This is a genomic window from Amycolatopsis sp. NPDC049159 (assembly GCF_040648295.1).
Lineage (GTDB): Bacteria > Actinomycetota > Actinomycetes > Mycobacteriales > Pseudonocardiaceae > Amycolatopsis > Amycolatopsis pretoriensis_A.
In genome coordinates this window covers 221,091-236,082 of record NZ_JBEZDL010000013.1, presented here as the reverse complement: position 1 = coordinate 236,082, position 14,992 = coordinate 221,091, and the positions used below count along the sequence as shown (strand labels likewise).

General features: G+C 74.5%; 6 protein-coding genes. 5 read left to right on the top strand and 1 reads right to left on the bottom strand.

Translation table 11 applies throughout. The annotated features are described in order from the left end of the window. Nucleotides 1-19: 19 nt before the first annotated feature. On the bottom strand, nucleotides 20-1,252 hold the full coding sequence (locus tag AB0B33_RS25130) for a helix-turn-helix domain-containing protein (RefSeq protein WP_360776070.1): 1,233 nt from the start codon (nucleotides 1,250-1,252) through the stop codon (nucleotides 20-22). A 250-nt stretch (nucleotides 1,253-1,502) separates the two neighbouring features. Here AB0B33_RS25130 and AB0B33_RS25125 point away from each other — a divergent pair, with 250 nt between their 5' ends. The 5 genes from AB0B33_RS25125 (at nucleotide 1,503) to AB0B33_RS25105 (ending at nucleotide 14,989) form a co-directional block, all read left to right on the top strand. Next, nucleotides 1,503-3,494 carry an MMPL family transporter gene (locus AB0B33_RS25125; RefSeq protein WP_360776067.1) on the top strand — a complete coding sequence of 664 codons (1,992 nt, stop codon included), beginning with the start codon at nucleotides 1,503-1,505 and terminating at the stop codon, nucleotides 3,492-3,494. Further along, nucleotides 3,491-4,867 (top strand): MFS transporter, encoded by a 1,377-nt coding sequence (locus AB0B33_RS25120; protein ID WP_360776064.1) that lies wholly within the window; start codon nucleotides 3,491-3,493, stop codon nucleotides 4,865-4,867. The genes AB0B33_RS25125 and AB0B33_RS25120 overlap by 4 nt, the downstream gene beginning before the upstream one ends. A gap of 92 nt (nucleotides 4,868-4,959) precedes the next feature. After that, nucleotides 4,960-6,684 (top strand): fatty acyl-AMP ligase, encoded by a 1,725-nt coding sequence (locus AB0B33_RS25115; RefSeq protein WP_360776061.1) that lies wholly within the window; start codon nucleotides 4,960-4,962, stop codon nucleotides 6,682-6,684. Further along, complete coding sequence (locus AB0B33_RS25110; protein ID WP_360776058.1) at nucleotides 6,681-13,412, top strand: beta-ketoacyl synthase N-terminal-like domain-containing protein; 6,732 nt, start codon at nucleotides 6,681-6,683, stop codon at nucleotides 13,410-13,412. Before AB0B33_RS25115 ends, AB0B33_RS25110 begins: the two co-directional genes overlap by 4 nt. After that, entirely contained in the window at nucleotides 13,412-14,989 is a 1,578-nt protein-coding gene (locus AB0B33_RS25105; RefSeq protein ID WP_360776055.1) for an acyl-CoA carboxylase subunit beta, read from the top strand. The genes AB0B33_RS25110 and AB0B33_RS25105 overlap by 1 nt, the downstream gene beginning before the upstream one ends. Nucleotides 14,990-14,992 lie beyond the last annotated feature (3 nt).

Below are 14,992 nucleotides of genomic sequence, written 5' to 3'. Positions count from 1 at the left end.
GATCGCGCGCGGGGCGCGGTCAAGAGCCCGACGCGGGTGTTCCCAGCAGCTGGTGGGCGCGCAACGCCATCTGGATCTCCAAGCGCCGCGCGGGATCCGCCAGCCGGTCGCCGAACAGCTCGGTCAGCTGGCCCACCCGGTAGCGGACCGTCTGGGGGTGGATCCCCAGCGTCTGTGCGATCTCCGGCGTGCTCCCGTTGTGCTCCAGCCAGCACAGCAACGTCTCCGCCAGCCGGGTCTGCTGCTTCGCCGTCAGATCGGCGAAGGGCGCGAAGACCTTCGCCGACAGCTCGTCCAGCAGGAAGCGGTCGGCCAGCAGCCAGTGCGTCGCGAGGTGGTCGGCCGTGTGCGCCACCGGCTGGTCACCGGCCAGGCCTCGGCGGGCCAGGGCGAGCGTGCGGCGGGCCCAGCTCGCCGACGTCGCCGCGTCGGCCGGGCGGACGCGGGGGCCGACCGCCGCGCGCCGGCCGGGCAGGCGGCCTTCGAGGCCGAGCAGGTCACGGTCCGGGTGCGGGGTCAGCACGCAGGGTTCGGGACCGTCGAGGTCCACGAGTACGTCGTCGGCGAAGTGCAGTGAAGGCGGGTGCGGTCCGGTCCACGGCTCCAGCGCGATGACCGCGACCTGCTCCGGCATCGGCCACCGCGCGGCTTCGGCCATCGTCGCGAGCGTCGCCGGGGACGACGGCGGGGTGGCGAGCAGCAGTTCGAGCAGCCGGCGGCGACGGCGTTCGAGCGTGCCCGTCGCCATCGCCTGCGCCAGCGTGTACCCCTCGACCGAATACGCCGAAATCTCGTCCACGTAAGCGAAAATCGCCTCCGCGCCGATGCACAGCACCGCGGCCGGGAACCGGTGCGCCTGCCCGAGTTCCGCGATGTACCGCCACGCCGCGCGGCCGCCCGCGCGGTAGGCCGCCTGCAGCGAGTTGACGCTGCCGCCGTCGTGGTGGACGCGTTTGCCGACCTCCACGAACAAGTTCGCCCAATCGTCCGGTGTGGACGGCAGGTCTTCGATGCTGTCGATGCAGCTGAGCACCGCCTGCTCGATCGCGAGCACGATCACCTTGCCGAACTCGCCTTCGAGGGGCTTGGCGTACTCCGGTACGGCCCGCTGGACCTCCTCGAGGATCCGCCGGGCGAGCGGGTCGGCGTGCGGCCGGAACCGCCGCGCGACCTCCGCCGGCAGCGAGCACCACAGCTGGCGGGCGCGGCCGGTGCCCCGGGGTCTCGGGATCACCTGGGTGGTCGTCGTCATGCCACAACCCCTTTCCGGCACCGGTGCGCGAAGGTCATGTACTCACACGGGATCGGAGTTGGCAACCGCCGATCCTGCCGCGCGACTGGGTTCTGTCACGTGGGGACCAATGGCGGCGGCCACTATTGTCACCTGTCCGCCAAACGGCGGAACACTCACGCGCACAAGGGTTTCCGCGGCTCGATTTGTGGTGCGGGACGGTATCTTCGCGCCCTTCCTCGTTGTTAGCGTGATCAACCGAGGAGGCCGGATGACGACGCTCGTATCGTGGTGCTCCCGGCGCGCCGCCGCGGTCGTCGTGCTGTGGCTGGTGGCGTTGGGCGGCCTCGGTTCCGCCGCGCTGCACACCGGCGCGGCCTTCCGCGACACGATCGACCTGCCCGCCGCGGACAGCACGGCGGCGGCGAACCTGCTGCGCGGCAACGGTGCCGGCGGGGCCGAGGAACGCGTCGTCGCCCGCACGCCGGACAGCCCGCTCGACACCGGCACCGGCCGGGCCCGGCTCGACGACTTCGCCGCCCGGCTGGCCGCGCTGCCGCACGTCGTCGCGGTCACCCCTGGCGGGCTCTCCGCCGACCGGCGGACCGCCGTGCTCGGCGTGCGGTTCGACGCGCCGGCCGCGGACCTCGGGCAGCCGGTGGCCGACGCGCTGGCCGCGGTCGTGCGCGACGCCCGCGGCCTGACCGCCGGGGCCGCCGGCGAACTCGCCGCGATGACGGCGGCCGCGCCAGACCTCGGCAACGCCGGGATCGGCCTGCTCGCCGCGGCCCTGGTGCTGCTGGTGACCTTCGGTTCGATGACGTGCGTGCTGCTCCCGGTGCTCACGGCGGCGGTTTCGGTGGGTTGCGCACTGGCCACGGTCACGCTGCTTTCGCACGTCATGACCGTCCCGAAGATCAGCACCGAGATCGCCGCGCTGCTGGGGCTCGGCGTCGGCGTCGACTACGCGCTGTTCTTGCTGACCCGCTACCGGCAGGGCCTCGGGGAAGGCGCCCCGCCGCCGGTCGCGCTGGCCACCGCCGCCGCGACGTCCGGGCGCAGCGTGGTCTTCGCCGGCGTGACCGTGTGCGTTTCGCTGGGCGGCCTGCTGACCGTCGGCATGCCGTTCCTGGACGGGATCGCCGTGGCCGCCGCGGTTTCGGTGCTGCTGACCGCGCTCGCCGCGCTGACCCTGCTGCCCGCGTTGCTGCGGCCCGTCGCCCGGATGCGCGTCAAGCCCGGCGGGAACGGCGGCCGCTGGGCCCGGCTGGCGCGTTCGGTGACCGCGCGGCCCCGGCCGTACACGCTGGCGGCGGTGCTGGTCGTGGCCGTGCTCGCGCTGCCGATGACCGGGCTGCGGCTCGGCGTGCCGGACGCCGCGCAGGATCCGCCCGGCAGCATCACCCGGACCGGCGCCGAGCTGCTGACCGACGGGTTCGGGCCCGGCGCCGGCGCCCCGCTGCTGGTGGTGGGCACCGGCGACGCCTCGCTGGGCACGCTGCGGGAAGCGGTGCTCGCCCGCGCCGACGCGGGCCCGCCGACCGCGCTGTCCGGCGGAGGCTGGCTGCTCACCGTCGTCCCGCGGACCGCGCCCGGCGACCCGGCCACCGCCGGGCTGCTGGCCTGGACGCGGACCATGGCGGCGACCATCGGCGGCCCGGACGCGCACGTCGGCGGGATCGCCGCGACCCAAGCCGACTTCTCGGCGGCGATCACCGCGCGGCTGCCGGTGTTCCTGGTCAGCGTCGTCGGCATCGCGGTCCTGCTGCTCGCCTGGGTGTTCCGCAGCGTGCTGATCCCGCTGACGGCGGCGGTGATGAACCTGCTGACCGCGGCCGCGACGACCGGCGCGGTGGTCTGCACCTTCGGCGCCCCGATCGAGCCGTACCTGCCGGTGTTCCTGTTCGCCGGGCTGTTCGGGCTCTCGATGGACTACGAGGTCTTCCTCATCGCCCGCATCCAGGAAGCCTGGCGCCGCCACGGCGACACCCGGGCCGCGGTCGTCGACGGCGTCGCGGCGACCGGCCGGACCATCAGCGCGGCCGCGCTGATCATGGCGCTGGTGTTCGTGTCGTTCGCCTTCGTCGACGCCCGCGTCGTGCGGGAAGCGGGGGTCGGGCTGACCGTCGCCGTGCTGCTGGACGCGGTCGTCGTCCGCTGCGTGCTCGTGCCCGCCGTGATGGCCCGTTTCGGCGCCGCTAACTGGTGGTTCCCGCGACGGCGGCCCGTCCTCACCCGCGAGCCGGTGGGGAGCACGCGATGAAGACCCTCGTACTCCTCGCGCTCGGTGCGTTCGTCACGACGCTCGACAACACCATCGTTGCCGCCGGTGCGCCGTCGATCGGCCGCGACCTCGCTCTCGACCTCGATGCGCTGCAGTGGATCGCGCTCGGCTACATGCTCCCCTTCGCCGGCTTGCTACCGGCCGGGGGCGCGCTGGCCGACCGCTGGGGTCCTCGCCGGACGCTGACCGCCGCGCTGCTCGCGTTCGGGCTCGGCGCGGCGGCAGGTGGGCTGGCCGGGTCGCTGTGGCTGCTGGTCGCCGCCCGGGTGCTGCAGGGGATGGCGGCCGCGTTCCTGGTGCCGGGCCTGCTCAGCCTCCTGCGCACGAACCTCGACGCGCGCGGTCGCACGCTCGGTGCGGCGGTCTGGACCGCGTGCCTCGCCGCGGCATTGGCGCTCGGCCCCGCGCTCGGCGGGGTGCTGAGCGAATACCTCGGCTGGGCCTGGATCTTCTTCGTGAACCTCCCGTTCGTGGTGGCGATGCTGGTGCTGCTGCCGACGGTCCCCGGCCGGGCCGGTGGGGACACCCGCGCGCCGCCGCTCGCGGCGATGGTCCTGGTGACGGCGAGCCTGGTGCTGCTCACCGCCGCACTGGCCGAACCCCGGTTCGCGCTCCCGCTGTTCGCCGCGGGTGCCGCGCTCGGCGTGGGGTTCGCCGTCCGGGAGCGGCGGGCGCGGGACCGGCTGGTCCCCGCGGAGCTGACCGGGAACCGCGTGTTCGCCGGCTCGCTCGGCCTGCAGCTGCTGTGGGGACTCGGGATTTCCGGGATCTTCTTCTTCACGCCGTTGCTGCACCAGGAGTTCCTCGGCCTCGGCCCGGTCGGCGCCGGGCTGCCCCTGGTGCTGGTCGCGGTGGCGGTCGTCGCCGCGACGCCGCTGGTGCCGGGAGCCGTCGCCCACCACGGTCCACTTCGGACGGTCGCGGCGGGGCTCGCCGTGGTCGGGGCCGGGCTGCTCGCGCTCGCCGCGGTGAACGCGATCCCGCAGATCTGGCCCCGCGTGCCCGGCCTGGTCCTGATCGGGGCGGGCTCGGCGTTCACCGTCCCGATGACGTCGCACGCGCTGGACGTCGTGGCGGAGCGGCATTCCGGCACGGCGTCGGGCTTGCTCACCGCGGCGCGCGAGCTGTCGAGCGCGCTCGGTGTCGCGCTGATCGGCGCGGTGCTGACGGCGGTGCGCGCGGCGCGGCTCGAAGCGGGTACCGCACCCCCGGCCGCGCTGGCCGGAGGCTACACCACCGGGCTGCTCACCGCGGCCGGGTTGACGTTCGCCGGTGCGCTGCTGGCCGTGCGCGTGTCGAAGACCCGTTCCGCCGATACTTCGTCGCCGCGTGACAAACGCGCGGTGCCCTGACCCGTTTCCCGGTGAGCATCCGGGATCCGCCGATTGACAACCGCACGGGCGCGGCTATTCACTGCGCCGGTAAACGCTCTCTGCGAGGGACCATGGAAACCATTTCCCAGCCGATTCCCGGTACACCGGAAACGCTCGGCGACGGCGAATCGTTCGCGACCCTGCTGGGCCGGTGGGCGCGGGTGCTCGGCGACGAAACCGCCGTGACGCACCTCGACTACCGCGCCACCGCGGACGGTCGCGCGGTCACGCTCTCCTGGCGTGCCCTCGACGAGCGCGTCGACGCGGTCGCCGCGCGGCTCGCGGACCTCGCGGCACCGGGGGAGCGGGCGGCGGTGCTGGCCGGGCAGTCGGTCGGCTACGTCGTGGCGTTCCTCGGCGCGCTGCGGGCGGGGCTGGTCGCGGTGCCGCTGTTCGCGCCCGGCCTGCCCGGCCACGAGGGCCGCCTCGCCGGCGCGCTCGCCGACTGCACCCCGCGGGTCGTGCTGACGACCTCGGCCGACTTCGACGCTGTTTGCGAATTCACCGCCGGGCCGGAGGTTGTCGCCGTCGACGCGCTGCCGGAAGCCGAAGCGCGCGAGTGGCCCCGGCCGGATCCCGACGCGCCCGCCTACCTGCAGTACACGTCGGGGTCGACGCGGTCGCCCGCCGGGGTCGTGCTGACCCACCGGAACGTGCTCGCCAACGCGCGTCAAGCCTGCGCCGCCTACGGGGTCGAGAGCCGGACGACGTCGACGGTCAGCTGGCTGCCGCTGTTCCACGACATGGGCCTGATCCTCGGCATCGGTGCGCCCATGATGGGCGGGATGGCTTCGGTGCTGATGGACCCGCTGGCGTTCCTCGAACGTCCGGCGCGGTGGCTGCAAGCGCTTTCCGCGAGTCCGGGCGCGATCAGCGCGGCCCCCAACTTCGCCTACGCCTACAGCGCTTCCCGCGTGACCGAGGCCGAAAAGGACTTCCTGGAGCTGAGCCGGGTCGTGTCGCTGATCAACGGCAGCGAACCGGTGCTGCCGGCCACCATCGCGAAGTTCCAGGACGCCTTCGGCGGGTGCGGGCTGCGACCCGAGGTCCACCGCTCCTCCTACGGCCTGGCGGAGGCCACCGTGCTCGTTTCCGTGACGGACAGCGGGAAAGTGGCCCGGCAGGTCACGTTCGACCGGGACCGCCTCGCCGCCGGGCTCGCCGTGCCGGCCGCGTCCGGCACGACGCTCGTCTCGTGCGGCCGCCCGGCGGGCCAGCGGGTGCGGATCGCCGACCCGGTGACCGGGAGCGACGTCGAGCCGGGGGAAGTCGGCGAAATCCGGGTCAGCGGCCCGAACGTCGGCCGCGGCTACTGGGGACGGCCCGACGCGTCGGCGGCGACCTTCGGCCTGCCCCCGCTCGACCCGGACACCGGCGAGGGCTGGCTGGCGACCGGCGACCTCGGCGTGGTCTTCGACGGCGAGCTGTTCGTCACCGGCCGGCTCAAGGACCTGGTCGTCGTCGACGGCCGCAACCACTACCCGCAGGACATCGAGCAGACCGTGGAAGCGCATCCCGCCGTGCGACCGCACTCGGCGGCGGCGTTCGCGATCGAAGTCCCCGACGGGGAGGCCGCGGTGGTCGTGCTGGAACGCGCCAAGGACTTCGAAGCCGGCGTCGCCGACGCCGCGGCGGACCTGCGGGCCGCGGTGTCGGCCGGGCACGGGCTGCGCCTGCACGACGTCGTCTTCCTGGCGCCCGGCGAGGTGCCGCGCACGTCGAGCGGCAAGATCAGCCGGGCGCGCTCCCGGGCGTCCTATGCGGACGGTTCGCTGACCGAGCGGCGGCTCGGGTGAACGCGGCCGGGATCCGCGCCTGGCTGCTCGCCCGGCTCGGCGACGTCGACGCCGACCGCCCGCTCCAGGAACTCGGACTGTCCTCACGGGACGCGACGGTGCTCGCCGCCGACCTGGGCCGGTTCGTCGGCCGGCCGCTGGCGCCGACGCTCGTCTGGCAGTACCCGACGATCGCCGCGCTCGCCGCCCACCTGTCCACAGTGGAGACGGCGCCGGTCCCGGAGCCGCGGCGGGAGGCCGGGGAGCCGATCGCGATCGTCGGCCTCGGCTGCCGCCTGCCGGGTGGGCTCGAGTCGCCGGCGGCGTTCTGGCGGTTCCTCGACGGCGGCGGGGACGCCATCGGCGAGGTCCCGGAAGGCCGCTGGGAGACGTTCGCGCCCGCGGAAGACCTGGCCGGGCTGCCGGCGCGCGGCGGTTTCCTCGACGACGTCGCCGGGTTCGACGCGGCGTTCTTCGGCATCACCCCGCGCGAAGCCGAGGCGATGGACCCGCAGCAGCGGATCCTCCTGGAGGTCGCGTGGGCGGCGCTGGAGCACGCCGGGATCCCGCCGGAGCGCCTGCGCGGCAGCCGGACCGGCGTGTTCGTCGGGCTGTCGGCCACCGAATACGGCTCGCTGACGATGACCGACGTCGCGGGCGTCGACGTCTGGTCGGGCACCGGCGCGGCGGCGAGCATCGCCGCGAACCGGCTGTCGTACCTGCTCGACCTGCGCGGGCCGAGCCTGACGCTGGACACGGCGTGCTCGTCGTCGCTGGTGGCGGTGCACCAGGCGGTGGAGAGCCTGCGCCGCGGCGAGAGCGACCTCGCGCTGGCGGCGGGGGTGAACGTGCTGCTGTCGCCGGGGATCACGGCGGGCTTCCACCGCGCGGGGGTGCTCGCCGCCGACGGCCGGTGCAAGCCGTTCGACGCGAGCGCGGACGGGATCGTCCGGGGCGAGGGGTGCGGCGTGGTCGTGCTGAAGCCGTTGCGCGCGGCCCGGCGGGACGGCGACCGGGTGCTGGCGCTGGTGCGCGGCAGCGCGGTGAATTCGGACGGGCGCTCCAACGGGTTGACGGCACCGAACCCCGAGGCACAGGCCGCACTGCTGCGGGACGCCTACGCGGGCATCGATCCGTCCACTGTGGACTACGTCGAGGCGCACGGGACCGGCACGCCGCTGGGGGATCCGCTGGAGGCGGGGGCACTCACGGCGGTACTCGGGCGCGGCGCGGACCGGCCGTTGCTGCTCGGGTCGGTGAAGAGCAACCTCGGGCACCTCGAAGGGGCGGCCGGGATCGCCGGGCTGCTCAAGGTGGTGCTGGCCATGACGCACCGGCGGCTGCCGGCGAGCCTGCACTTCAGCACGCCGAATCCGTATATCGACTTCAGCGGGCTGCGGGTGGTCACGGAGGGGACTTCGTGGCCGCGGTACTCCGGGACCGCGCGGGCCGGGGTCTCGGCGTTCGGGTTCGGAGGGACCAACGCCCACGTCGTGCTGGAGGAATGGCCCGCCGCGGCGTTCCCGCCTCGGGGGGAGTCGGCGGAGCCGCAGGTGTTCGCGCTTTCGGCGCGGTCGGACGGGGTGGTGCGGGCGCGGGCCGGGGAGCTGGCCGACTGGCTCGCCGCGTCCGATGTGCCGCTGGGGGCGGTCGCGGCGACGCTGGCCCACCGGAGGGAGCACCTGCCGGCGCGGGGTGCGGTGGTGGGGGAGAGCCGCGGCGAGGTGGTCGAGGCCCTGCGTGAGCTGGCGGCGGGCCCCGGTGTCGTGGGCGAAGCCGAGCACGAGCCCAGCGTCGTCTTCGTCTTCTCCGGTTACGGTTCGCAGTGGTGCGGGATGGGCAGGCTCCTCCTCGGCGCCGAGCCCGCCTTCCGGGCCGAGGTCGACGCGCTCGATCCCGTTTTCCGTGCGAAGGCCGGGTTTTCGCTGCGCGAGGCATTGAGCCGCGACCTGCCGGACCTGGCCGCGACCCAGCTCACCCTCTTCGGCGTGCAGCTCGCCCTCGCCGCGCTGTGGCGGGCGCACGGTGTCACGCCGGCCGCTGTCTTGGGGCACTCCATGGGCGAGGTCGCCGCGGCCGTGGTCGCCGGGGCGCTGGACGTCGGCGATGGCCTGCGGGTCATGGCCACCCGGGCACGGCTGCTCACCGAACTCGACGAGTCGGGGGAGGGGGCGATGGCCGTCGTCGAGCTGTCGCCGGCCGAACTCGCGGACTTCCCCGAGGTCGCCATCGCGGTGTACGCGTCGGCGACGCAGTGCACCGTCAGCGGGCCCGCCGACCAGGTCGAAGCGCTGGTCGAGCACGCCGAGAGCCTCGGCAGGCTGGCAAGACGGCTGCCGGTCGGCGGGGCCGGGCACTCCGCCGCCGTCGACGCCGTGCTCGGGCGGCTGCGCGCCGACCTGGCCGGGCTCGTCCCCGGTCCGGCCACAATTCCCTGCTACAGCAGCGTTCTCGACGATCCGCGGGAGACGCCCGCGTTCGACGTCGAGTACTGGGCCGCGAACCTGCGCCGTCCGGTGCGGTTCAGCCAGGCCCTCGCCGCGGCGGCCGGCGACGGGCACACCGTCTTCGTCGAGATCGCGCCGCACCCCGTCGCGCTGGCCGCGATCGAGCAGGCCGGCGTGCTCGGCCTGGCGTCGGGGAGCCGCCGGGCCGACGAGCGGACGGCGTTCCTGACCAGCCTCGCCCGGCTGCACGTGCTGGGCCTGCCCGGCGTGCTCGCCGCCCGGCCCGCGGCGGCGCCGGTCGAGCTGCCGGGGCCGGTCTGGCGGCACGAGCGGTTCTGGCCGCGGCGGCCCGTCCGCGCCGGCGGCGGCCACCCGCTGCTGGGTGTCCACATCGAACACCCGGACGGTGGGCACCTCTGGCGCGCCGACGTCGGCACCGAGGTGCTGCCGTGGCTGGCCGACCACACCGTGCGGGACCGCCCGGTGTTCCCGGCGACCGGGTTCCTCGAGCTGGCCTTGGCCGCCGGCCGGCACGTGCACGACCTCGAACTGCGGGAGGTGCTCCCGCTCGCCGGGCACACCGAGGTGACGACCACCCTGACCGGCGGCGAGCTGAGCGTGCACGCCAGGTCCGCGTCCGGCGAGTGGGTCCGCCACGCCACCGCGCGGATCGGGACCGGCGGGACGCCGTCCCCGCCGCTCGGGGCGGTCGAGGGCGAGCCCGTCGACGTCTACCGCGCGCTGGCGGAGCTGGGGCAGTCCTACGGGCCGGCGTTCCGCGGCCTGCGCCGGGTCGTGGCCAGCGGCGGCCGCGCGTCGGCGTCGATCGCACTGCCCGAGGCCGACCACCCGGCGTACGTGCTGCACCCGGCCCTCGCCGACGCCTGCCTGCACGCACTGGCCGCGGCGGTCGGTTCGGCGGACGGCCTCTACCTGCCGCTTTCGATCGGCGAGGTGGTCGTCGCGGGCGAACCCCGGCGGGGCGTGCGGGTGGACGCGGTGGTCGCGCCGTCCGGCGACGGCCTGCTCGGGAGCGTCCAGCTGGTCGACGCCGAGGACGTGATCCTGGTGGAGTTCCGCGACGTCTATTGCCGCCGGCTGCGCGATGCGGCGGTGGGGCGCCTCCTGCTCGAGGCGGCTTGGCAGCCGGTGGAGCTGCCCGAGGCACCGTCGCGCGAGCACCACTGGATCGAGCTGGACACCGCCGGTCTCGGAGACCGCGCGGCGCTGGCGAAGCTGTTGCGGGACGGTGAGACGACCGCGGTCATCGCCCGCCTGGGTTCGGCGGGCGGTCCGGACCCCGAGGCGGCCGCGCGGCTGGTCGAGACGCTGACGGGGGTCGTCGCCGAGCTGGCCGAGCTGCCGGCACCGCCGCGGTTGTGGCTGGTCACGGCGGGCGCGCAGGCCGTGCGGCCCGGGGAGGCGGGCGATCCCGGGCCGGCTGCGGTGCGCGGGCTGGTGCGGGTGCTCGCGTTCGAGCACCCGGAGCTGCGGGCGTCGCTGGTGGACTGCGACGACTTCGCCCGGTTGCGCGACGAGATCCACGCGGACGCCCCGGACGACGAGATCGCTTGGCGCGACGGTGTCCGGTACGCGCGGAGGCTCTCCCGTCCGGAGCTCGGCGACCCGATCCGCGAGCCGGTGCGGGAGGGCGCGTACATCATCACGGGCGGGCTGGGCGGCCTCGGTTTGGTGGCGGCGAAGTGGCTGGCCGAGCGCGGGGCGACGCGGGTGGTGCTCAGCAGCCGCCGTGCGGTGGACCCGGCCGAGCTGGGCTTCGGATCGCTGCGCGCCGAGGGGGGCTCGGCTGCGAACCTCGCCGATTCGGGCGCGACTGAGCGAACGGCTGGCGCGCCGGGCGTGGGTGGGCGAGCGGCTGGCAGCCACGCCGAACCGGGCATGGCTGGGCAAGGCGCCGACGGCTTCGCCGAAGCGGCCGGCGCTGGGCGGCCCGCCGATGGTCTCGCCGAGGTGGGCTTGGCTGGGCGAGCGGCCGGCGGGCTCGCCGGGGCGGGCAGGCAGGTGACTGGTGAGCTCGCCGGGGCAGGCGCGGGTGGGCAAGTGGCCGGTGGCCTCGCCGAGCCGGGCATGGCTGAGCAGGGCGCCGGCGGTTCTGCCGAAGCGGCCGCGGCTGGGGAAGGGGTTGACGGTTGCGCCGAGGCAGGCGTGGGTGGGCAAGTGGCCGGTGGCCTCGCTGAAGCGGGCGTGGACGGGCAAGTGGTCGGTGGTTTCGCCGAAGCGGCCGCGGGTGGGCAGGCGGCCGGCGGTTTCGCCGAGGTGGCCGTGGCTGGGGAAGTGGCTGGTGGTCTCGCCGAGGCAGGCGTGGGCGGGCAAGTGACCGGCGACCAGGCCGAAAATGCTCAGTCCCGCGCCTACCCGGGCGTCGAAGTCCGCGTGGTGCCCGGCGACATCGCCGAGCCGGGGATCGCCGAGGAGCTGGTTGCGGTTGCCGTCGAAGGGGGTGTGCCGCTTCGTGGGGTGCTGCACGCCGCCGGGGTGCTTGGCGATGGGGCCGCGATCACCCTCGATGGCCCGACGATCGAAGCCGTCTGGCGGCCCAAAGCTCTGGGTGCCTGGCGGTTGCACCAAGCGACCGCCGAGCACGACCTCGACTGGTGGCTCGTCTACTCCTCCGCCGCCGCGTTGTTCGGGTCGCCGGGGCAGGCCGCCTACGCCAGTGCCAACGCCTGGGCCGATGCCCTCGTCGCCTGGCGGCGAGCGCGGGGGCTTCCCGCCGCGACCATCAACTGGGGTGCCTGGGGCGAGGTCGGCGCCGCGGCCGGGTCGGTCAATCCGGTGCTCACCCCGCTCGGTACCGAAGAAGCCCTGGCCGCCTTGGACGCCGTGCTGGCGCGGGATCGGCGAGAGACCGGGGTCGCCCGCATCGACGCCGAAACCGTGCTGGAAATGTTCCCACGTCTCGGCGAACGTCCGTTCTTCGAAATCTTCACCCCGCGGCGCGAGTCCACTTGGGACGGTGTGGAGGCACTGAGGGCGGCGACGCCCGAGCAGGCCAGGGCCGCGATCGGCGACCACCTCGCCGGGCTCATCGCGGGACTCCTCGGCTTCGCCGAAGTCGATCGGGACGTGCCGCTCACCCGGCTCGGGCTGGACTCGCTCTCGGCCATGCGCGCTCGCGGCGCCGTCGAACGCGACTTCGGGCTGCCGCTGCCGATTCCGCTCCTCCTGCGCGGAGCCAGCCTCGCCGAACTCGCCGGGCACCTCGCCGAGCAGGCCGGGTTCGGGACCGCCGCGCCGGTCGAGCGGGTGGTCGCCGGGCCGCGGGATCCCGCTGAACGGTGGGTCGCGCGGCACTGGCGGACCGTCGTCGGCGGGGCCGAACCCGGGGTGCACGACGACTTCTTCGCCGCCGGCGGGGATCCGGAACGGCTGCGGGCGCTGTTCGCCGCCGAGCTCGATGTCTTGCCCGAGCGGCTGTTCGACACCCCGACCGTCGCCGCGATGGCCGATCTGGTGCGGGACGAGCTCGAGGGGCACGGCGGCGGGCCGGTGCGGGTGTTGCGGGACGGGGCCGGCGATCCGGTGTTCCTGTTCCACCCCGCGGGTGGCCGGGCGAGCGTGTACCGCGAACTCGTGCGGCTGCTGCCGGAAGGGCAGCCGGTGTACGGGTTCGAGCGGATCGACGACGAGGACACCGTCGAGGCCAAGGCCGCCTGCTACGCCGAGCTGGTCCGCGAGATCCAGCCGGACGGGCCCTACCGGCTCGGCGGCTGGTCGTTCGGCGGCTGCCTCGCCTACGAGACCGCGCGGCAGCTCGGCGGCGCCGAACTGGTGTTCCTGATCGACACCATCCTGCCGCTGCCCGCACCCGGCACACCGGCGCAAGAGCTGCTGCTGGACCGCTTCGACCGGTTCGCCGACCACGTCTCGCGCACGTACGGGGTGCCGTTCTCGGTGCCGCGCGAAGAACTCACGCGGCTCGACGAAGACGCCCAGATCCGGTGGGTCATGGCGAAGCTGGCCGAACTCGTGCCGGACCTCGGCGCCGGCGTGCTGCGGCACCAGTACGAGTCCTATGTGGACGCTAGGGTCGCCGAGCGGTACGTCCCCGAGCCCTGCGGCGGGCGCGTGGTGCTGCTGCGGGCGCAGGAGCCGCATCCGCTGACCACCGCGCTGGACCCGCGGTACCTGCGCACCGACGACACCCTCGGCTGGGACGCGTACTGCGGCGCCCTCGAAGTCGTGCGGGTGCCCGGTGACCACGTGTCGATGATCGACCCGCCGCACGTGACGGCGCTGGCCGCCGCGCTCGCTGCCCGGCTCGGAACGGTGGTGCGGTGATGGACGAGCTCACGCCGGGGACGGCGTTCCGGATCGCCGACCTCGCCGCCCGGCAGGACGAAGCCGTGCGGATCGCCGAGAAGCGGGCCGTCGACCGGCAGCACGCCAAGGGAAAGCTGACCGCGCGCGAACGCATCGGGCTGCTGCTGGACCCCGGGTCCTTCGTGGAACTCGACCAGTTCGCGCGGCACCGGTGCGCCGAGTTCGGGATGGACGCGAACAGGCCGTGGGGCGACGGCGTCGTGACCGGGCACGGCACCGTCGACGGGCGGCAGATCTGCGTGTTCTCGCAGGACTTCAGCGTCTTCGGCGGCAGCATGGGCGAGGTCTCGGGCGAGAAGGTCCTCAAGGTGATGGACCTCGCGATGTCGCTGGGCTGCCCGGTCGTCGGGATCAACGACTCCGGCGGCGCGCGGATCCAGGAAGGCGTCGTCTCGCTCGCGTACTACGCCGAGCTCGGCCGCCGCAACGCCCACGCGTCCGGCGTCATCCCGCAGATTTCGATGATCATGGGCCCGTGCGCGGGCGGCGCCGTCTACGCGCCGGCGATCACCGACTTCACCGTGATGGTCGACGGGACTTCGCACATGTTCGTCACCGGCCCGGACGTCGTGCACGCCGTCACCGGCGAGCGGGTGACCGCGCAGGAGCTCGGCGGCGCGGCCGTGCAGTCCGAAGTGGCCGGCAACGCCCACCACCGGGCCGCGAACGAGGAGGACGCCGTCGAGTGGGTGCAGACCCTGCTCGCCTACCTGCCGTCGAACAACCTCGACCTCGCCCCGGAATACGCCGACGACACCAGCGCGGTCGTCACGCCGGCCGACCTCGCGCTCGACCGGCTGGTGCCCGACTCGCCGCACCGGACCTACGACATGGCCGAGCTGATCGCCGCGCTGGCCGACGACGGCGAGTACACCGAGGTGCACAGCGCTTTCGCGGCCAACATGATCTGCGCGTTCGGCCGGGTCGAGGGCCGGACGGTCGGCATCGTCGCCAACCAGCCACGCCACCAGGCCGGCGTCCTCGACATCGACGCGTCCGAGAAGGCCGCCCGGTTCGTACGCTTCTGCGACGCCTTCGGCATCCCGCTGCTCACCCTCGCCGACGTCCCCGGCTACCTGCCGGGCACCGGGCAGGAACGCGGCGGGATCATCCGCCGCGGCGCCAAGCTGATCTACGCCTACTCGGAGGCGACGGTGCCGAAGGTGACCGTCGTCGTGCGCAAGGCTTACGGCGGCGGCTACGCGGTGATGGGCTCGAAGCACCTCGGCGCCGACGTCGTGCTGGCCTGGCCCACCGCCGAAATCGCGGTGATGGGGGCCGAAGGCGCGGTGCAGGTGCTGCACCGGCGTGAACTGGCCGCCCGGCCCCCGGAACAGCGGGAAGCGGCGCGCCGCCGGCTCACCGACGAGTACCGCGAGCACCACGGCGGCCCGTACCTGGCCGCCGAACGCGGCTACGTCGACCAGGTCGTCACGCCGTCGCAAACCCGCCTGCACGTGGCGCGGGCGCTGCGGACCCTGCGGACCAAACGTCAGACCCTGCCGGCGAAGAAGCACGGCAACATCCCCTTGTGAGGA

What these genes read in the sequence shown, in the direction of transcription:
- AB0B33_RS25105 (WP_360776055.1), top strand. Translation starts at nt 13,412, where the DNA reads ATGGACGAGCTCACGCCGGGGACGGCGTTCCGGATCGCCGACCTCGCC.
- AB0B33_RS25115 (WP_360776061.1), top strand. Translation starts at nt 4,960, where the DNA reads ATGGAAACCATTTCCCAGCCGATTCCCGGTACACCGGAAACGCTCGGC.
- AB0B33_RS25120 (WP_360776064.1), top strand. Translation starts at nt 3,491, where the DNA reads ATGAAGACCCTCGTACTCCTCGCGCTCGGTGCGTTCGTCACGACGCTC.
- AB0B33_RS25130 (WP_360776070.1), bottom strand. Translation starts at nt 1,252, where the DNA reads ATGACGACGACCACCCAGGTGATCCCGAGACCCCGGGGCACCGGCCGC.
- AB0B33_RS25125 (WP_360776067.1), top strand. Translation starts at nt 1,503, where the DNA reads ATGACGACGCTCGTATCGTGGTGCTCCCGGCGCGCCGCCGCGGTCGTC.